15 protein-coding genes and 4 tRNA genes are annotated in these 19,503 nt (G+C 38.9%); 14 read left to right on the top strand and 5 right to left on the bottom strand.

The window, feature by feature from the left end; translation table 11 throughout:
- Nucleotides 1-52 precede the first annotated feature (52 nt).
- A complete protein-coding gene (folD, locus tag AC27HL_RS05225) occupies nucleotides 53-907 on the bottom strand; it encodes a bifunctional methylenetetrahydrofolate dehydrogenase/methenyltetrahydrofolate cyclohydrolase FolD (protein WP_487079501.1) in 855 nt (284 codons plus the stop codon).
- Between the two features lie 275 nt (nucleotides 908-1,182).
- Here folD and AC27HL_RS05230 point away from each other — a divergent pair.
- From AC27HL_RS05230 to AC27HL_RS05295, 14 genes are all read left to right on the top strand, one after another.
- Nucleotides 1,183-1,259, top strand: a tRNA-Pro gene (locus AC27HL_RS05230).
- 172 nt (nucleotides 1,260-1,431) lie between these two features.
- Nucleotides 1,432-1,508, top strand: a tRNA-Arg gene (locus AC27HL_RS05235).
- A 7-nt stretch (nucleotides 1,509-1,515) separates the two neighbouring features.
- A tRNA-His gene (locus AC27HL_RS05240) sits at nucleotides 1,516-1,591 on the top strand.
- A gap of 29 nt (nucleotides 1,592-1,620) precedes the next feature.
- Nucleotides 1,621-1,697 (top strand) — tRNA-Pro (locus AC27HL_RS05245).
- 278 nt (nucleotides 1,698-1,975) lie between these two features.
- Nucleotides 1,976-3,283 carry a trigger factor gene (tig, locus tag AC27HL_RS05250; protein ID WP_487079503.1) on the top strand — a complete coding sequence of 436 codons (1,308 nt, stop codon included), beginning with the start codon at nucleotides 1,976-1,978 and terminating at the stop codon, nucleotides 3,281-3,283.
- Nucleotides 3,284-3,371: 88 nt separating this feature from the next.
- The gene (clpP, locus tag AC27HL_RS05255; protein WP_487079505.1) at nucleotides 3,372-4,010 is read left to right on the top strand and encodes an ATP-dependent Clp endopeptidase proteolytic subunit ClpP; all 639 of its coding nucleotides are present in this window, start codon (nucleotides 3,372-3,374) and stop codon (nucleotides 4,008-4,010) included.
- 94 nt (nucleotides 4,011-4,104) lie between these two features.
- Nucleotides 4,105-5,382, top strand: coding sequence for an ATP-dependent protease ATP-binding subunit ClpX (gene clpX / locus AC27HL_RS05260; protein WP_487079507.1), 1,278 nt, complete (start codon nucleotides 4,105-4,107; stop codon nucleotides 5,380-5,382).
- Nucleotides 5,383-5,546: 164 nt separating this feature from the next.
- Nucleotides 5,547-7,895 carry an endopeptidase La gene (gene lon, locus AC27HL_RS05265; RefSeq protein ID WP_487079509.1) on the top strand — a complete coding sequence of 783 codons (2,349 nt, stop codon included), beginning with the start codon at nucleotides 5,547-5,549 and terminating at the stop codon, nucleotides 7,893-7,895.
- A 291-nt stretch (nucleotides 7,896-8,186) separates the two neighbouring features.
- On the top strand, nucleotides 8,187-8,459 hold the full coding sequence (gene hupB, locus AC27HL_RS05270; RefSeq protein WP_085299093.1) for a nucleoid-associated protein HU-beta: 273 nt from the start codon (nucleotides 8,187-8,189) through the stop codon (nucleotides 8,457-8,459).
- A 442-nt stretch (nucleotides 8,460-8,901) separates the two neighbouring features.
- Nucleotides 8,902-10,164 (top strand): c-type cytochrome biogenesis protein CcmI, encoded by a 1,263-nt coding sequence (gene ccmI, locus AC27HL_RS05275; RefSeq protein WP_487079512.1) that lies wholly within the window; start codon nucleotides 8,902-8,904, stop codon nucleotides 10,162-10,164.
- A 149-nt stretch (nucleotides 10,165-10,313) separates the two neighbouring features.
- Nucleotides 10,314-12,299: a heme lyase CcmF/NrfE family subunit gene (locus tag AC27HL_RS05280; protein ID WP_487079514.1), complete on the top strand. Its 1,986-nt coding sequence runs from the start codon at nucleotides 10,314-10,316 to the stop codon at nucleotides 12,297-12,299.
- A 4-nt stretch (nucleotides 12,300-12,303) separates the two neighbouring features.
- Nucleotides 12,304-12,855, top strand: a complete 552-nt coding sequence (locus tag AC27HL_RS05285) for a DsbE family thiol:disulfide interchange protein (protein ID WP_487079516.1) — start codon at nucleotides 12,304-12,306, stop codon at nucleotides 12,853-12,855.
- Nucleotide 12,856: 1 nt separating this feature from the next.
- Nucleotides 12,857-13,366 (top strand): cytochrome c-type biogenesis protein, encoded by a 510-nt coding sequence (locus tag AC27HL_RS05290; protein WP_487079517.1) that lies wholly within the window; start codon nucleotides 12,857-12,859, stop codon nucleotides 13,364-13,366.
- Nucleotides 13,367-13,762: 396 nt separating this feature from the next.
- A complete protein-coding gene (locus tag AC27HL_RS05295) occupies nucleotides 13,763-15,670 on the top strand; it encodes a SurA N-terminal domain-containing protein (protein ID WP_487079519.1) in 1,908 nt (635 codons plus the stop codon).
- Between the two features lie 147 nt (nucleotides 15,671-15,817).
- Here the strand turns inward: AC27HL_RS05295 and AC27HL_RS05300 are convergent, their stop codons facing one another.
- The 4 genes from AC27HL_RS05300 to AC27HL_RS05315 are packed head-to-tail and all read right to left on the bottom strand — an operon-like array spanning nucleotide 15,818 to nucleotide 19,503.
- On the bottom strand, nucleotides 15,818-16,603 hold the full coding sequence (locus AC27HL_RS05300) for a peptide ABC transporter ATP-binding protein (RefSeq protein ID WP_487079520.1): 786 nt from the start codon (nucleotides 16,601-16,603) through the stop codon (nucleotides 15,818-15,820).
- Complete coding sequence (locus tag AC27HL_RS05305) at nucleotides 16,600-17,592, bottom strand: peptide ABC transporter ATP-binding protein (RefSeq protein ID WP_487079521.1); 993 nt, start codon at nucleotides 17,590-17,592, stop codon at nucleotides 16,600-16,602. The genes AC27HL_RS05300 and AC27HL_RS05305 overlap by 4 nt, the downstream gene beginning before the upstream one ends.
- The gene (locus AC27HL_RS05310; protein WP_487079523.1) at nucleotides 17,592-18,485 is read right to left on the bottom strand and encodes an ABC transporter permease subunit; all 894 of its coding nucleotides are present in this window, start codon (nucleotides 18,483-18,485) and stop codon (nucleotides 17,592-17,594) included. Before AC27HL_RS05310 ends, AC27HL_RS05305 begins: the two co-directional genes overlap by 1 nt.
- A complete protein-coding gene (locus AC27HL_RS05315; protein ID WP_487079525.1) occupies nucleotides 18,475-19,503 on the bottom strand; it encodes an ABC transporter permease in 1,029 nt (342 codons plus the stop codon). The genes AC27HL_RS05310 and AC27HL_RS05315 overlap by 11 nt, the downstream gene beginning before the upstream one ends.

Consider the following 19,503-nt stretch of genomic DNA (forward strand, 5'->3'; position numbering starts at 1 on the left):
ATCGAGGATACTGGCTTTTTTAATGCGTTCATATCAGTTGAAACGTTTGCTATTAGCTATGAAACTCTTCGCACGCTATTAGGGTATTTTCCATTAGACTAGCAACCGTCATAGGACCAACGCCACCTGGGACGGGAGTAATATGGCTGGCACTATTTTTTGCTTGAGCAAAGCCAACATCGCCAACAAGTTTGCCACTGTCGAGTCGATTAATGCCAACATCAATTACAATAGCACCGTCTTTAATCCACTCTCCTGGAATAAATTCAGGCTTACCAACGGCAACAACAAGTAAATCAGCATTTCGCACTTTGTGCTCTAAATCTTTTGTGAATCTATGAGTTGTTGTTACTGTACATCCCGCTAACAGTAATTCTAGCGTCATTGGGCGACCAACAATATTCGATGCACCAACGACAACCGCTTCTAAGCCATGCGGTGAAACACCTGTTGATTCAATTAACTCCATGATGCCTTTAGGTGTGCATGGGCGAAGGCCTGGTTGCCTTAAGGCAAGTTTACCCACATTATTCGGATGAAAGCCGTCAACATCTTTCGTTGGGTTAATATGCTCGATAATTAAATTAGCATCTAATCCTTCAGGTAATGGTAATTGCACAAGAATGCCGTCAATTTCATCATCTTTATTTAATTCGTCGATAAGCTGAAATAAATCACTTTGAGAAGTACTTGGCGGTAAGTCATATGATCGAGAGACAAAGCCAACTTCTTCACATGCTTTGCGTTTACTACCAACATAAACCTGAGAGGCGGGATCTGAGCCGACCAAAATTACTGCTAAACCAGGTGCACGTAAGCCCTTTTCTAATCGTTGTTGTACTTTATCTTTAATAGAATGGCGTAGTTGTTGGGCGATCAACTTACCGTCAATAAGCGCTGCAGTCATAATACTTCACAAAAGGTTAAAAAAACGCGCGTATTTTCGCATATTAATGTGGCTATTTATAGCAGCTAACATGAAAGAGTGTAGAAATTAGCTTTTATACATATATTGCCGGTAAAATTTGTAATTAGTGTTTGTTTGCGCAATTAAGCGTTATTTTAACCAAGCTGCTGTAAAAGTGAGCGAACAAACATTTATTTAAAAAAAGTGTTTGACGCGCAACGGGCAACTAGGTAATATCCGCACCCGTTGAGAACGCAAGCGTTTTTAACAAATGTCGGTGATTAGCGCAGCTTGGTAGCGCACTTGGTTTGGGTCCAAGGGGTCGCAAGTTCGAATCTTGCATCACCGACCACTTTTTCTTTCTAATAACTTAGTGTTGTTTAAAAGGGTAAGTATCGGTTTGGGTGTCTTTAAGTTCAGTCGAAAGTTTGAATTTTGCATCACAACCACTTTTTCATTTTTTTAAATGAAAAAGGAATAGACTTTCTATATAGTTAAGTTTGTTCAGCATCTGTAGGTAATGTGCGCCCTTAGCTCAGCTGGATAGAGCAACGCCCTTCTAAGGCGTGGGTCGTAGGTTCGAATCCTACAGGGCGTGCCATACAGTGGTGGCTATAGCTCAGTTGGTAGAGCCCCGGATTGTGATTCCGGTTGTCGTGGGTTCAAGTCCCATTAGCCACCCCATTCTTTGTATGGGTTACAAAAAAGTATATCGGTGATTAGCGCAGCTTGGTAGCGCACTTGGTTTGGGTCCAAGGGGTCGCAAGTTCGAATCTTGCATCACCGACCACTTTCTTCTTATTTCTCTCCAAATTTCAATCATTTATTATCGTAAAAACAAGTTTTTATTCAATTTATTGAATTTATTTTCGTTCTATACTCGACTCTTGCTGAAAGCGCCGCTATAATTTCGCGTCATTATTTTAATCTGAACATCTTTATTCGGATTTTCCGGGCTGTGTTAGCAATTGCTATCTAGCTGAATACATAACTTTACGACAAAGTTTTGTGACTATATTTAGATGCGTTCTAGAAAGCGTAAATACGCTAAGTTTTTGAGGTAATTAAATGCAAGTTTCAGTTGAGACTACAGAAGGTTTGGGACGTCGTATTTCGATTTCAGTTCCTGCCGAAACAGTAGATGTTGAAGTTAAAAATCGTCTTCGCCATATCGCCAAGACCCAACGTATCAATGGTTTCCGTCCAGGTAAAGTACCACCGTCAGTAATCCAAAAACGTTACGGTAAGTCAGTTCGTCAAGAAGTAGCTGGAGAATTAATGCAACGTAACTTTGTTGACGCAATTGTTGCTGAAAAATTAAACCCAGCTGGTCGTCCTGAATTTATTGCTAAAAGCAATGAAGACGGTAAAGCGCTTGAGTTTGAAGCAACATTTGAAGTTTACCCGGAAGTTGAGCTAAAAGATTTAGAAAAAATTGCGGTTGAACGTCCAGAAGTTGAAGTGACTGATAAAGATTTAGATGAAATGTTTGAAACTTTACAAAACCAGCACAAAACTTGGAAAGAAAACAAGCGTAAAACAAAGAAAGGCGATAAGCTAACAATTGACTTCAACGGTCGTGTTGATGGTGAAGAATTTGAAGGCGGTAAAGCTGAAGGTTTTGAACTTGAACTTGGTTCTGGTCGCATGATCCCAGGTTTCGAAAAAGAAATCACAGGTATGAAGGTTGGTGAAGAGAAAACTATTACAGTGACTTTCCCAGAAGATTACCATGCAGAAAACCTAAAAGGTAAAAATGCTGAGTTTGATATTGTTGTTCATAAAACTGAAGGACCAGTATTACCAGCAGTTGATGAAGAATTCGCTAAGTTATTTGGTGTAGAAGAAGGTGGTGTTGAAGCACTTCGTGAAGAAGTTGGCAAAAACATGACTCGTGAACTTAACCAAGCCGTAAAAGCTAAAGTTAAAGAACAAGTAATCGAAGGTTTACTTGAGGTAAACGAAATTGAAATTCCAGCTGCGCTAGTAGCTCAAGAAGTTGAAGTATTACGTAAGCAAGCACTACAACGTTTTGCTGGCCAAATGGATCCTAACAACTTACCTGAATTACCAGCTGAGATGTTTGAAGAGCAAGCAAGCCGTCGCGTTAAAACTGGTTTACTGTTAGGTGAAGTGATCAAAGTTAACGAATTAAAAGTTGACGAAGCAAAAGTAACTGAGTTAATTGAATCAGCAGCTTCAGCTTACGAAGATCCTGCGGAAGTTATCGAGTACTACAAAACAAACAAAGAACTTGCACAACAAATGCAAAATGTTGCATTAGAAGAGCAAGCGGTTGAGTTGTTACTTGAAAGCGCAAAAGTTAAAGACAAAAAAGCAAGTTTCAAAGATATTATGAATCCAGAAGGTAAATAGACCTTTTAGATTGACATTCTGTTGAGCAATCGCTTAAATGGCTTATATGGGGACATATGAGCCATTTTTTTATAAAAAGGAAAGTTAGTTGTTTACTTCTCACAATAATTCTCACGATTTAACCAGTGTTACCGAAAGCGCCTTAGTGCCAATGGTTGTAGAGCAAACCGCAAAAGGCGAGCGCTCTTACGATATTTATTCTCGACTATTAAAAGAACGCGTTATTTTCCTATGTGGTCAAGTTGAAGACCATATGGCCAATTTAATTGTGGCCCAAATGTTGTTTTTGGAGTCAGAAAGTCCAGATAAAGATATTTACCTTTACATTAACTCGCCTGGTGGCTCTGTTACTGCTGGGATGGCGATATACGATACGATGAAGTTTATTAAGCCAAACGTTAGTACGGTTTGTATTGGCCAAGCGGCGAGCATGGGCGCATTTTTACTATCAGGTGGTGAAAAAGGTAAGCGCTATTGTTTACCTAACGCTCGCGTGATGATTCATCAACCGCTAGGTGGTTTCCAAGGTCAGGCGTCTGACTTTGAAATACACGCAAAAGAAATTTTGTACATTAAAGAGAAATTGAATCGTTTAATGGCGGAGCATACAGGTCAGCCATTAGAGAAAGTATCTGAAGATACTGACCGCGATAACTTCTTAAGTGCAGAAAGTGCGGTTGAATATGGCTTAGTTGATGCCATATTAGAACAAAGAATCGATAAATAACGGTCTACTTTGTTATTCGCGTTGTTATTTACGCGATTTATGAAATACTAAGTAGTATTAGTTTAGAAAAATTTTTAAATATTAGAGGTACCGTATGACCGATATGAAAACAGGTGACGGTGATGACGGTAAGTTACTGTATTGTTCATTCTGTGGAAAAAGTCAGCATGAAGTACGTAAGTTAATTGCAGGCCCTTCGGTTTTTGTTTGTGATGAATGTGTCGAACTATGTAATGACATTATTCGTGAAGAAATTAAAGAAATCGCGCCAAAGCAAGATAAAGAAAGCTTACCAACGCCAATTGAAATTCGCGAAAGCCTTGACGACTACGTTATTGGCCAAGAGCATGCTAAAAAAGTGCTCGCTGTTGCTGTTTACAACCATTATAAACGCTTGCGCAATGGCGATTCACATAATGGTGTAGAGTTAAGTAAAAGTAATATTTTACTTATTGGGCCAACGGGTAGTGGTAAAACCTTATTAGCACAAACGCTAGCACGATTATTAGATGTGCCGTTTACTATGGCTGATGCAACAACATTAACTGAAGCTGGTTATGTTGGTGAAGATGTTGAAAACATCATTCAAAAATTACTGCAAAAATGTGACTACGACGTTGAAAAAGCGCAACGTGGTATTGTGTACATTGACGAAATTGACAAAATTTCGCGTAAGTCTGATAACCCATCAATTACCCGAGATGTTTCTGGTGAGGGCGTTCAGCAAGCGTTATTGAAATTAATTGAAGGTACAATTGCTTCAGTGCCACCACAAGGTGGACGTAAGCACCCGCAGCAAGAATTCTTGCAAGTAGACACGTCTAAAATCTTATTTATTTGTGGTGGTGCATTCGCCGGGTTAGATAAGGTGGTTGAGCAACGATGTCATACCGGGACGGGTATAGGTTTTGGCGCAACGGTTCGTGGTAAAGAAGACGAGAAAAGCTTAACTGAGCGTTTTAAAGACGTAGAGCCGGAAGATTTAGTTAAATACGGTTTGATCCCTGAGTTTATTGGTCGTTTACCTGTTGTGGCAACGTTGACCGAATTGGATGAAGCAGCGCTTATTCAAATTCTTCAAGAGCCTAAGAACGCGTTAACAAAACAGTTCAGTGCGCTTTTTGATATGGAAAAAGTTGAACTTGAATTTAGAGAAGATGCCTTAACGGCAATTGCTCACAAAGCTATGGTTCGAAAAACAGGTGCTCGTGGTTTACGTTCAATCGTTGAAGGTGTTTTACTTGATACCATGTATGAACTGCCATCAATGGAAAATGCTGCGAAAGTGGTTGTGGATGAGACCGTAATTAAAGGTGAATCTAAGCCGATTATTATTTATGAAACGCAGCAAGATAAAGCGTCTTCAGAGTAAAAATATAAAACAATGAAATAAAAGTGGCGTTAGTCTGATTGATTAACGTCACTTTTTTTTATTCACCTGTTGAAAGTATTGGCAAACGCCCCATATACAAATACATGTCCTAATACCAATTGGTATTTAAAATTACATCATACGATTCACCGAGAGAGTAACCAATGACTAAAGAGTTATCTGGCGTAGTTGAAATTCCCGTATTAGCCTTACGTGATGTTGTTGTCTATCCGCAAATGGTCATTCCATTATTTGTTGGTCGCGAAAAGTCGATTCGCTGTTTAGATATTGCTAACGAGAATGACAAACAAATTTTTCTAGTGGCGCAAAAAGACGCCGCAATTGACGAACCATCAGAAAGCGATTTATACCAAACAGGTACTATTGCCACTATTTTACAAATGCTTAAACTACCTGACGGTACAGTAAAGGTACTTGTAGAAGGCGCTCGACGAGCCACTATCAGCGAATTTGTTGAAACTGATGAATATTTCACTGCTAATGCCAGTTATTTAAGTGTAGAAGGCGAGCCAGATGAAAGCACTGAAGTACTGATCCGTTCTGCTATTTCTCAGTTTGAAGGCTATGTAAAACTTAATAAAAAAATACCACCGGAAGTTTTAACATCAATTTCAGGTATTGATGATGCTGAACAATTGGCTGATACCATGGCGGCACATATGCCATTGAAGCTAGTCGACAAACAAAAAGTATTGGAAATTACTAACGTCTCGGAACGCCTTGAATATTTAATGGCATTGATGGAAGGCGAAATTGACCTATTACAAGTTGAGAAAAAAATTCGTACTCGTGTTAAAAAACAGATGGAAAAAAGTCAACGCGAATACTATTTGAATGAGCAAATGAAAGCTATTCAAAAAGAGTTAGGTGATGATGAAGAAGGCGCCAACGAAGCTGAGCAAATAGAAAAGCAGATTGAAGAAGCTCAGATGCCAGCTGAGGCAAAAGAAAAAACCTTAACCGAGCTAAAAAAATTAAAAATGATGTCGCCAATGTCGGCGGAAGCAACGGTAGTACGCAGCTATATTGACTGGATGCTGAGTGTACCTTGGAAAAAGCGCAGCAAGCTAAAGCGTAACTTAAGCTTAGCGCAAGACGTGCTTGATAAAGATCATTATGGCTTAGATAAGGTTAAAGAGCGCATTTTAGAGTACTTAGCGGTACAGCAACGTGTTAGCCAGTTAAAAGGACCTATTTTATGTTTAGTTGGGCCTCCAGGGGTTGGTAAAACCTCGCTAGGCCAGTCTATTGCTAAGTCGACAGGGCGAAAATATGTGCGTATGGCCTTAGGTGGTGTGCGCGATGAAGCGGAAATTCGTGGTCATAGAAGAACCTATATTGGTTCATTACCGGGTAAGTTAATTCAAAAAATCGCTAAAGTGGGGGTTAAGAACCCATTATTCTTGCTTGATGAGATCGATAAAATGGCCTCTGACATGCGTGGCGATCCAGCTTCTGCACTGTTAGAAGTGTTAGATCCAGAGCAAAATAGCAGCTTTAACGACCATTATTTAGAGGTAGATTACGACCTATCTGATGTTATGTTTGTGGCAACGTCAAATAGCATGGATATTCCAGGGCCATTGCTCGACCGCATGGAAGTTATTCGCTTGTCGGGTTATACCGAAGATGAAAAGCTTAATATTGCGAAAAGTCATTTGGTTGAGAAGCAAATTGAACGCAATGGATTAAAGTCTAAGGAAATTGAAATTGAAGATAGTGCAATTATTGGCATTATTCGTTATTACACGCGTGAAGCGGGTGTACGTGCGTTAGAGCGTGAGATTTCCAAATTATGTCGTAAAGCGGTTAAATCAATCTTGCTTGATAAGACTTTGAAGAAAGTTGTTATCAATCAAGATAATTTGTCGGAGTTTCTCGGTGTGCAGCGTTTTGATTATGGCAAGGCAGATGAAGAAAATCGCGTTGGCTTAGTTACCGGGTTAGCATGGACACAAGTAGGCGGTGAGTTACTTACGATTGAAACGGCATCTGTGCCAGGAAAAGGTAAGTTAAGTTACACCGGATCACTTGGTGATGTTATGCAAGAGTCTATTCAAGCGGCCATGACGGTAGTACGTAGTCGCACTGAAAAGCTACGTATTAATGATGATTTTTACGAAAAGCGTGATATTCATGTGCATGTACCTGAGGGGGCGACGCCAAAAGATGGCCCAAGTGCAGGTATCGGCATGGCGACAGCATTAGTGTCGAGTTTGACCGGTAATCCCGTTAAAGCAGATGTTGCTATGACAGGGGAAATTACTTTACGTGGTGAAGTATTGGCTATCGGTGGTTTGAAAGAAAAACTACTAGCAGCACATCGTGGTGGAATAAAAACCGTGGTAATTCCGCATGAAAATGAACGTGATTTAAAGGAAATACCAGAAAATGTTAAAGCCGATTTAACAATTCACCCGGTAAAATGGATTGATGATGTGTTGAAAATAGCACTGGAACATCCAGTTGAAAAATGGCAGTTAGACGACTAAATGCCCATGAAAGCGGCTAATTTTGTTGGAAAATTGAAAAAATTAGCAAAAAAAGCAAAAAAAATGCAATTAACGCTTTTCAAACGCTGAAACTATGGTAAGTTAATGACGCTGATAACGCTAGAGCCCCTATTCATAAGGGGTCTAGTAGAGATAAAAATAATTATCAATATTTTTAGTTTTCTTTAACTCAGTGCTTGATGTTCAAAAAGAAGCTTGATATAAGAGTTTCTGCAGGACGCTAAAAACAAAAGATAGCGCTGAATAATAACAATTGAAGGGGAATACACTGTGAATAAATCTCAATTAATCGAGAAAATTGCTGCTGGTGCTGACATTTCTAAAGCTGCGGCTGGTCGTGCGTTAGATTCATTTATCGAAGCAGTTACAGAAGAGTTAAAAGGCGGCGAGCAAGTTGCATTAGTTGGTTTTGGTACTTTCTCAGTACGTGACCGTGCAGCACGCACAGGTCGCAACCCACAAACTGGTGCAACTATTGAAATCGCAGCAGCTAAAATCCCATCTTTCAAAGCTGGTAAAGCACTTAAAGATGCATGTAACTAATCACTAGCAGTTTATTGCTAACGATTATGAATTAAGCCGCTGTTTAGCGGCTTAATTGTTTTTAACAAACAGAAAAATTTAGTTTATTAAGCTTTACCCTATAGCCTAGAACACCTTTACTATTCCCGTCATTACGATTTCATTTGTCGCTCAATTGTGACTTTCATCAAAATTTCCTTTTTGACCTTAGTCAAGCTTTGCGTTGAAGCCGAGCAACTTACATTATGGTGAGAGCATTTTAATGCTATATTAGCGGCTCTTTCTTATGTGCTTTTAATACTTAGTCGTAGTTTAAGCAGAGTTATTGTTAATAAGCTATTTTGTTTGAATAGACTTTATTACAATGTATAACTAGGAAAAGAATAACAGAGTTGTTAACCTTGCTTTCGCATCGCGTTGTTGCAACGTTTTACTTGATAATTGTAGGTATAAATTAATTAATATGACTATATTCTGGCTAGCAGTACTGTTTTTAATAGTAATTGCATTACTTATTGTTTGGCGAATATTTGCTACCCCTAAAAATGCTATTGGTGCCGACAACACTAATATTCGTCAGGAAACTAATGTTACGTTATATCATGAGCATTTAGCGCAGTTAGATAATGATTTAGCGGAAGGCAGTATAGAGCAAGACAGTTACACGCAACTTAAGGCAGAGTTAGACAAAACTCTGATACAAGATGTTAACCCTAATGAAGTAGTAATCACTACACAGCAACAAAGCTCGTTAGTTTGGCCAGCGGCTATCGGCTTAGCGATTGTCAGCTTTAGTTTTTACGCCTATTTGACATTGGGGGCTTACGAAGAGATAAGCAGCCCGATGGTATCGCAGGACAGTCCTCACGGTGAAATAGCTCCTGAGCAAATGCTAGCAATGCAGTTAAAGCAGTTAAAGAAAGAAGTTGAAAGTGACCCAAGTAATTCACAGGCATGGTTTAGTTTAGGCCAGGCTTATATTTCAGCGAGTGAATTTGATAAAGCAATTGCTGCGTTCGATACCGTAATGGAGCAAGTTGGTGAACATGCTGAGTTACTCGGCCCTAAAGCTCAAGCAATGTACTATAAAAACGAACAACGAATTGATGCGAATATTCAACAGATTATTGATAAAGCGTTAGCGCTTGACTCACTTGATGCATCAACCAATATTTTATTAGGTATGGATAGTTTTAGTAATCGAGACTTTGCTAATGCCGTTAAATATTGGGAAAAAGTATTAAATAGCGGTCGTCCAGGTATTAGTGTGCAAGCACTTAGCAGTGCAGTTGAAGAAGCTAAAAATCAGTTAAGAATGAGTAGTGAAATGGCTGGTAGTGATGACTCAAGTGATATGCTAGCTTCAGGCCCACAACTATTTGTTGATGTGTCTTTATCAAATGAACTTCAAGCCGAGTTAATGAGCGGTGAAGATAAAACTGTTTTCATTTATGCTATTGCAGCAAATGGCCCGCGCATGCCGTTAGCGGCGGTAAAAATAAAAACCAGCGACTTGCCAACCACTATTGTATTAAACGATGCACAAGCGATGACGCCACAAATGAAGCTCAGTAGTGTTGAAAGAGTAAATGTATATGCAGTGGTTTCTATGCAGGGTAGTGTTGGCATTAAACCAGGCGATTACAAAGCCGAGTTACTTGATATAACGACAGCGCAAGAAGAAGCAGTAAAAATGGAAATTTCGCAAATAGTACCTCAAGGATAGTTTGACACCCTAAGTCGGCAAATTTGATTTATCTAACATTTGCCGATGGTATTTACTTATAGAATATTTGATTTGGAACTAGTTGTCGTTAAGCAAAATCAGCTAAACTTAGCGCCATAATGTTTTAACATTGATTTACAGGAATTATCATGATCCCAGAGCTCGGTCATTTCGCCCTCATTATCGGATTAGCTTTTGCGTTATGTTTAAGCATCGTGCCGTTAATTGGTGTCACGCAAAATAATCAACAACTAATAAACAGTGCCAAACCATTAAGTTTTGGTTTATTTCTATTTTTAACCATTAGTATTTGTTTATTAGCATACAGTTTCACGGTTGATGATTTCTCTGTTAAATATATTGCTAATCATTCTAATAGCTTATTGCCGTATTACTATAAAATTAGTGCAGTATGGGGGGGCCACGAAGGCTCAATGTTATTTTGGATATTTGCCCTAACAGGGTGGACATTCGCAGTCGGCATCTTTAGTAAACAATTAGAACGTGAATTTGTAGCGCGTGTATTAGCCGTTATGGGCATGATTGCTGTAGGTTTTATTTTATTTACCCTATTAACCTCTAACCCTTTTGAACGATTATTACCTAACTTTCCAATGGAAGGGCGAGACTTAAATCCATTATTGCAAGATATTGGTCTTATTATTCATCCGCCAATGCTTTATATGGGCTATGTTGGTTTTTCAGTTGCTTTTGCCTTTGCTATTGCGGCATTAATGAGTGGTAAAATGGATGCAGCATGGGCCCGTTGGTCACGTCCTTGGACTGTTGCCGCCTGGGCATTTTTATCCGTTGGTATCGCATTAGGTAGCTGGTGGGCATATTATGAGCTTGGCTGGGGTGGCTGGTGGTTTTGGGACCCAGTAGAGAATGTGTCTTTTATGCCATGGCTTGCTGGTACGGCATTAATCCATGCGTTAGCGGTTACTGAACAACGTAATACCTTTAAGCATTGGACATTATTGTTAGCAATATTTACTTTTTCATTGAACTTATTGGGTGCGTTTTTAGTTCGCTCTGGTGTTATTACCTCGGTGCATTCATTTGCTGTTGACCCTGATCGCGGAATTTATTTACTTATTTTGTTAGCACTTGGTATTGGTGGTTCACTAACACTTTATGCACTTAGAGCAACGAATGTAAGTAGTCCAAGTCGTTTTACTATGTATTCTCGTGAAAATACTATTTTAATTGCGATGTCTATTCTTGTGACAGCGACTGTGACGATATTGTTGGGGACCTTATACCCACTTATTATTGATGCCATGGGCATGGGTAAGATATCTGTTGGCGCACCGTATTTTAATGCGGTATTTATTCCTATGATGATAGCACTGTTTATCTTTATGGGTATTGGGCCGCTTATTCGCTGGAAAAAAGCGCGTAAAGGTGAATTATCGAAACATTTAAATTTAATTTCAATCTTTAGTGTTTTGTTTGGTGCAGCATGGCCATTCTTATTTGGCGGCGAGTTTAACTTTATGGTCTTTATTGGCATGACCTTAGGTTGCTGGATCGTACTAGCTGTTCTAAAAGACGTTTTTAATAATGCTAAACAAGCTGACGGCAGTTGGAAGTTTTCTGCAGTGCCACTAAACCATATCGGTATGGCCGTAGCACATGCGGGTATCGCAGTAACAGTTATTGGCGTTACTATGGTTTCGAGCTATGAAAAAGAAATAAACGTTAAAATGTCACCGGGTGAAACGGTTGACTTGTCAGGTTATACCATTGAATTTGCTGGAACTAAAAATGTTGTAGGGCCTAACTACAGTGCTATTCAAGGGCAGATAAAAGTATCACTTGATGGCGAGTACATTACTTTGTTAAAACCTGAGCAACGCACTTACACAGTACAAACTATGGGCATGACTGAAGCCGGCATCCATACCACGTTAATGCGTGACATTTATGTTGCTTTGGGGGATCCTCTAGGACAAAATTCTTGGTCGATGCGTTTGTACTATAAACCTTTTATTGTTTGGATTTGGTTAGGTGGCTTCTTTATGGCACTGGGCGGATTTTTAGCAATATTAAGTAAACGTTATCGAAAACGCGTGCTTGCGACTGAGCAAAAACGTAAACAGGTTAATCCTTCGGTTTTACAAGAGGCATAAATTAGTGAAAAGTATTATTCGTTTTATTCCATTAATTTTATTTGTGTTGCTGGGTGTATTGTTATATCGCGGTTTATTTTTAAACCCTCAGGCAATGCCTTCAGCTATGATTGGCAAACCACTACCTGAGTTTTCAATGCCGATGTTAAAGGCAACAGAAAAGCAAGTCAGCCGTGATGACTTAAAAGGTGATATTGTTTTACTTAATGTTTGGGCAACTTGGTGTATTCAGTGTAAATACGAACACCCGTATTTGCTGAATATTTCGAAAAATCCTCGAGTGAAACTATACGGGCTTAATTTTACTGACGAACATCGCATGGCAATTAAGTGGTTAAAAGAATATGAAGACCCTTATGTATTCTCTATTTTTGATGAACAAGGTGCTTTAGGTCTAGATATAGGTGTGTTTGGCGCACCAGAGACTTTTGTGATTGATCACACAGGTATCATACGCAAACGCTTTGCCGGGCCAATTAATGATATGGTATGGAAAAAAGAATTCCTGCCGTTAATTGAAACTATTGAAGCAGAAATAGCGCAAGGAGCCTCTTAATATGCAATTAAGCGTTAATAAACAAATGAATAGCTGTTCTAGGTTATTTCAGCTTGTTATTAGTGGTATTTTGTTGGGTGCTTTGTGGATAGGTAGCGCAAGTGCTGGCCCAGTTGAAACTTTTCAATTTAAAGATGAAGCCACAAAATTACGCTTTCAGATATTATCAAAAGAGTTACGCTGTCCTAAATGTCAAAACCAAAATCTTGCTGATTCGAATTCAAAAATTGCCGTTGATTTAAGAAAGAACCTGTATAACTTATTGCAGGAAGGTAAAACTGATCAGGAAATTATTGATTTTATGGTTTACCGCTACGGTGATTTCGTTTTATATCGTCCACAATTAAAAAAGCAAACCTATATTTTATGGTTTGGTCCTGTTGCGATAATATTAGGTTTTGCTATTGGTTTAGTTTTTGTGTTGCGCAAACGCAGTAAAAGTAAAACTAATGAAGAGAATTTGTCGTCGGAAGAACAAGCCAATTTAGATGATATTTTGAATAAAAAGTAGTTTAATTAAATCCTTGTTTACCTACTCATTATATTTTAATGAAATAGAAAGAAAACGGAGTAAGCAGCACTTTAGTTGCTTACTCTTTTTATTAAATAGCTCAAAATAGTCATGCATTCCCCAATATTGCTGTAAATGATTTGCTGCATATTTAACCGTTATTTCCTCGTTGCCGTAAAAGAGTTTCAATTTGATTATTATTGGGCTAACATGCCCGTTCAAATTGCGATTTTAAAACCTGTATCTTAGTAAAGTAAGCAAGTAAATTACGACAAGCGGCACAGTAGCTTGAATTTTTACTTTATTATTTTCGTGATACAAAATTAAATAGCGGCATAAAAATGTTGCAACTAAAGTCGCTCGGAAAGTACAACTCCCTCGTGTAAAGAGATAAAGATGTTAGAAAATATTCGAGAAAGCTCTCAAGGATTAACCGCTAAGATTATTCTTGGTTTTATTATTTTAACTTTTGCCGTAGCTGGTATTGGTAGCTATACCAACTCTGTTGATACCTCAGTGGCTGATGTTAATGGTGAAAAAATTTCACAAGACGAATTTAATAAAGCATACCAAGCTCAGCGTAATCGTATGGCTCAACAATTTGGTGATATGTTTGAAACACTATCGGCAGATCCTGGTTACATGAGTAATTTCCGTCAAGGCGTGTTAGACAATTTAATCAACCAAAAGTTAGTTGATCAAAATTCAGAAACCTTGGCTATTCGCGTTGCCGACGAGCGTATTAAAGATACCATTCGTAATATGCCAGAATTTCAAGTTGATGGTGTATTTGATAACAACCGTTATTTAGCGATGATTAATCAAGCGGGTTTTTATCAGTCGTCAGATTTTCGTGATTATTTACGTGTTGAAATGACGCGCCGTCAACTAACTCAAGCCTTGGTGGCAAGTGAGTTTAGCTTACCTTATCAAGAAAACATTTATACTGACTTACAAAATCAACAACGTGATATTCGCTTTGCAACGATTAATGCTGAGCAATTTAAAGCGGGTGTTGAGCTAACTGATGAAGAAATAAATCAATATTACTTGGCAAATCAATCTCGTTTTGAAAATCAAGAAAAAGTAAAAGTTAACTACATTACGCTTGATGTAAATGATATTGCAGCTACCGTTTCATTAACTGATGCCGATGTAGAAGCTTATTATCAAGAAAACATTAGCCGCTACCGTGAAGATGCACAACGTCGTGTTGCTCATATCCTGATAGAGTTTGGTGACGATGAAGCACAAGCAAAGGCCACTGCTGAAGCATTACTTGCTAAAGTTAATGCCGGTGAAGATTTTGCAACACTTGCACAAGAAAATTCCTCCGATACTTTCAGTGGTGAAAACGGTGGTGATCTAGACTGGATTGAGCCGGGTGTAATGGATGAAGCATTTGATGAAGCCGCATTTGCATTAACGGAAGTTGGCAGTGTTAGTGATATTGTGAAAACTGAGTTTGGTTATCATCTAATTAAGTTAACAGATTACAAAGCAGAAAAAGTTGAAAGTTTAGCTGATGTACGTGAAGAACTTGTTGCACAAGCGAAGAACGAAAAAGCACAAGATAAGTTTTTTGAACTTCAGCAAGAAGTAGCACGTTTAAGTTTTGAGTTTCCTGACAGCTTAGAAGATGCGGCAGGTGCGATCAATGCCACCGTTAAAACATCAGATTGGCTAACGCGTGGTGCTAATGCTGCACCATTTAATGGTATTAAAGCAATTGACGCTGCCTTTTCTGATCTTGTACTGAATGATCAGTTAAACTCAGATATTATTGAAGTGAGTGATAATTTGGCCATAGTTCTGCGTTTAAACGAATATCAAGAAGCTAACGTAAAACCACTTGTGGAAGTGACGGCACAAATTAAGGATATTTTAGTTGCACAAAAAGCCTCTGAAAAAGCGCAAACTGTTGCTGATGAGTTATTAGTTGCATTTAAATCTGGCGATGATATTACTGAACAATTAACAGCTATGGGCTCTACCATGGAAGTTAAAGCTGCAGTAACTCGTGTTGGTAGTGGTTTAGACGCTAGTTTAGCAAGAGAAGCATTTAGATTACCTCACCCAAGCGAAGGTAGTGTTTCTGCTGCAACTGTAAGCTTAAGCAATGGCGACTTGGCGGTATTAGAAGTACAAGCCGTTAAAATTGGCGAAGCACAAGCATCACCAAACTTATCTCAGCAACTAACACAACAGTTAGCACAAGCTGCTTATTTAAGTTATGTAGAGTCACTAAAAGCGGATGCTGAAATTGTTCGTCGTGAAGTGACAGCGCCTGCTACACAATACTAAAATATGAATTTTAGCTAGGTTAAGACAATTTATAAAAAAACCAGCATCAGGCTGGTTTTTTTATGCTTGTTGATAAATAAGTAGCTTTGCTAGTAAATGAAATGGATATTAGTTACCAACTTAAACGGGGAGAGTACAGTTATTATATTATCGATGTAACAATTGAAAATGCTGGCTCATTATGAGTTTCTTGGTATATTTATGCTTCGGCTTCTGTAAAATTTCTTGAGTTTTCCCTGCTTCTAAAACTTCGCCTTTACACAGTACAATCATGTCATCACTAAAGTGCCTAACAATACCTAGATTGTGTGAAATCAAAATAAAGGCAAGTCCCATTTGCTGTTGCAAGTCTAATAATAAATTAATCATTTGAGAGCGTAGAGAAGGGTCAAGTGACGCTAAAGCTTCATCTAAGATAATTACCTGTGGTTTTAAAATAATAGCTCGGGCAAGTGAAATACGCTGTTTTTGACCACCAGAAAACATATGAGGATAGAAACTCATATGATCAGCAAGTAAGCCAACCTTTTGTAATGTTTCTCTAATAAGCTGGTGACGCTCTGCTTCATTTAAACTAGTGTTGAGCTGTAAAGGCTCATCCAGTAACTGTTCTATGGTTAAACTTGGGTTCAGTGTTGTACCTGAGTCTTGAAATATCATTCGAATGTGCTGGCAGCGCTGTTTAAAGTTTCCTGCTTCTAGTGTTTGGCCATTAAGGCGAATATGCCCTGTTGTTGGTAATTCAGCACCAACGAGTAGCTTGGCTAAAGTTGATTTACCTGAGCCGGTTTCTCCGACAACCGCCAATGTTTTATGTGCCATAACATCAAAAGAAACAGGCTCTAATGCCGCAACACATTTGCGATTTAACCAATAGTTTTTATCTTTGTAACTCTTACTAAGGTTGATTACTTGTAATAATACTTTGCTCACGAGTAACTATCCTTCAATGGAAAATGGCAACTAACTTGTTGACCATGAAAATTTTTGATTTTAGGGGCCTGTACACACATTTTCTGCGCTCTAGGGCATCTTGGCCCTAGTCTGCAACCTATGGGTAAATGTTGCAAAATAGGAATACTACCGGGTAGTGTCATTAAGCGAGATTTACTGGGAATTTGTATATTCGCTTTCGGGCTACTATCGACAAGTGCGCGCGTATAAGGGTGATAAGGTTGGTTAAATATTTGCTCTGTCGTGCCAGCTTCAACGAATTGGCCACTATACATAACCGTAATGGCATTAGTCCAGTGGGTGACATTTTCTAGGTCATGACTAATAAGTAATATCGACATATTTTTTAATTGGTTAAGGCTCGCCAATAACCTAAATATCTGGCCCTGATTTGTACTTTCCATTGCTGCGGTTGGTTCATCAGCAATCAGTAATATGGGTCTTCTAGCTAAAGCCATCGCAATCATTACCCGTTGACATAAAGCTTCCGTTAATTGGTGTGGAAAACTTTTGACACAGACTTCATGTTGTTTTATTCCAACTTTATGCAATAAGGTAATTGCAGCTTGTTGACGTTGCTTTTTCTTTTGCCAAAAAAAGCCAGACAATTGCTCTTCATCAACGGCTTCTTCTAATTGTTCGCCTATGGTTGTTGATGGGTCTAAACAGGCCATAGGCTCTTGAAATATCATAGCAACATCTTTTGAGATAATGGCTTTACGTTCATCAAGCGATAAACGCATTAAGTCTTGGCCACGCCAGTGGAACCTGTCAGCATCTACTTTCCATTTGTCGTCGAGCACACCAACGATAGCCTGCGCTAATAGTGACTTTCCTGAGCCAGATTCTCCTACCAAGCCTCTAACTTCACCTTCTTTCATGGTGAGGTTGACTCGGTCGACAGCAAGTATTGGTTTTGAAGTGGTAAGAAGTTCGATGGACAGATTACGAATATCAATTAAATTCATTAGCTTTCCTTACGCACTTTCAGGGCGTGACGCATGCCTTCACCAACTAAATTGGTGGCAATAACTGAAAATAATATGGCGAGTCCCGGCAAGTAAACCGTCCAAGGTGCGATATAAAATAAATCAATACCATTGGCTAGCATAGCGCCCCATTCTGGCATTGGGATTGGGGCACCTAAGCCCAAAAAGCCGAGTGCTGCAATATCGAGAATTGCGGCAGATTGCGCCAGTGTCGCTTGGCTAATAAGCTTTTCGATAATATTTGGAAAAATAGAATACCGTAATATTCGTAAAGAACTGGCACCGTCGAGCCGAGACGCAAGCACATAATCTTTTGTGAATTCTTCTTTTACGGCGTTTCGAGTAATATGAACAAATTGCGGGATCAATACCATAATGATTGCCCATAAAGTATTTTCTAATCCTGGCCCTAATATCGCCACAATAACGATGGCCAATAAAAGTGATGGAATTGATAAAATAACATCTAGAAAATGGTTAAGAATACTGGATTTTATACCTTTGGTGAGCGCTGAAAAAGAGCCGATAATAACGCCAATAATTAGCGAAACTATAACCACAATAATACTCAAACCAAATGTTAAAGTAGTGCCATGTATTAAGCGCGAGAGCATGTCTCGACCTAGGTTGTCTGTACCTAATAAAAAGCTGACATTCCCTTGAGGATCCCATGCTGGCGGCAGTAATAAATCGTTTAAATGGTTTTCGATTGGCGAGTAAGGCGTGATCAAATTGGATAGCATTGCCAGCACAATTAAAAATAAAAAACAGCCAAAGCCAATCATAACCACAGGTGGTTGTTTAAAGTTATGCCATAGTTGCATTAATGGCGTTGGGAATTCCTCTTCCTGATAGATTTTATCACGCGCCATGTTGAGGCTCCCGAGCTAAAGGATTAAGTGCAGCATATACAAAGTCGATTATAATATGAACAATAAAGATAAAGGTTGAAAGCACGATCAGCCCGCCTTGAATTGCGGTGTAATCTCGTTGGTATATGCTTTCTATTAACCAGCGACCGATACCGGGCCAGCTAAAAATTACTTCTGTCACCATGGCGATGGTAACTAAGTTGGCAAATTGTAACCCTACATCGCGAATAACTTTAATGACGGCATTGCGCATCGCATGACGGTAAATAATTTGCCAAAACGTTAAACCTTTTGCTTTAGCTGCTTTGATATAATGTGTTTCTAAAACTTCTAACATGGCTGTTCGTGCTAAGCGCATAAAGATAGTGGCAGGGGCCAAGGCCACAACAATTACCGGTAATATTAAATGTCGTGTTGCATCAATAAATGCTTGCCATTTATAGGGGCTGTCGCTAATTAATATATCAATAAGCTGTATACCTGTTACATGCTCAATTTCGAATAGTAAACTTATTTGCCCGGCAGAAGGCAGCCAACCTAGCTGTATGGAAAATACTAGAATAGCTAAAATTCCTAGCCAAAAAACGGGAATTGAATAGCCAAGCATAGCAATGGCAAGAATGGTGTTATCTGCTGCTTTTCGATGATAAATTGCGGCAACAAATCCGACAGGGATACCGATAAACATGGCGACTATTAGCGCGACACAGGTTAATTCAATTGTTGCGGGTAAGCGATTGAATATTTCAGTGGCTATAGGTAAGTGGCTGGTCATAGAGTAACCCATATCACCATGAAATAGGTGGCTTACATAACTAAAGTATTGGCTAACAAAGCTTGATTGTTGTTGGTATTCATTGGCTAGTATTGCTAGTTGTTCGGGGGTAGCATTAATTTGACCTGTTAAATTAATGAGTTGTTCGCCAGGAAACAAAAAACTTAAACTAAAAGACAATATTGTTAATAACAACATGGTGAAAAAGAATAAATTAAAACGGCGTAGGGTAAATATCAGCAT

It is taken from the genome of Colwellia aquaemaris, assembly GCF_057548755.1.

Excerpts from the sequence above, each read along its gene's own strand:
- folD (WP_487079501.1), bottom strand. The coding sequence starts at position 907 with ATGACTGCAGCGCTTATTGACGGTAAGTTGATCGCCCAACAACTACGC.
- tig (WP_487079503.1), top strand. The coding sequence starts at position 1,976 with ATGCAAGTTTCAGTTGAGACTACAGAAGGTTTGGGACGTCGTATTTCG.
- clpX (WP_487079507.1), top strand. The coding sequence starts at position 4,105 with ATGACCGATATGAAAACAGGTGACGGTGATGACGGTAAGTTACTGTAT.
- lon (WP_487079509.1), top strand. The coding sequence starts at position 5,547 with ATGACTAAAGAGTTATCTGGCGTAGTTGAAATTCCCGTATTAGCCTTA.
- ccmI (WP_487079512.1), top strand. The coding sequence starts at position 8,902 with ATGACTATATTCTGGCTAGCAGTACTGTTTTTAATAGTAATTGCATTA.
- AC27HL_RS05280 (WP_487079514.1), top strand. The coding sequence starts at position 10,314 with ATGATCCCAGAGCTCGGTCATTTCGCCCTCATTATCGGATTAGCTTTT.
- AC27HL_RS05290 (WP_487079517.1), top strand. The coding sequence starts at position 12,857 with ATGCAATTAAGCGTTAATAAACAAATGAATAGCTGTTCTAGGTTATTT.
- AC27HL_RS05295 (WP_487079519.1), top strand. The coding sequence starts at position 13,763 with ATGTTAGAAAATATTCGAGAAAGCTCTCAAGGATTAACCGCTAAGATT.
- AC27HL_RS05305 (WP_487079521.1), bottom strand. The coding sequence starts at position 17,592 with ATGAATTTAATTGATATTCGTAATCTGTCCATCGAACTTCTTACCACT.
- AC27HL_RS05310 (WP_487079523.1), bottom strand. The coding sequence starts at position 18,485 with ATGGCGCGTGATAAAATCTATCAGGAAGAGGAATTCCCAACGCCATTA.
- AC27HL_RS05315 (WP_487079525.1), bottom strand. The coding sequence starts at position 19,503 with ATGCTGATATTTACCCTACGCCGTTTTAATTTATTCTTTTTCACCATG.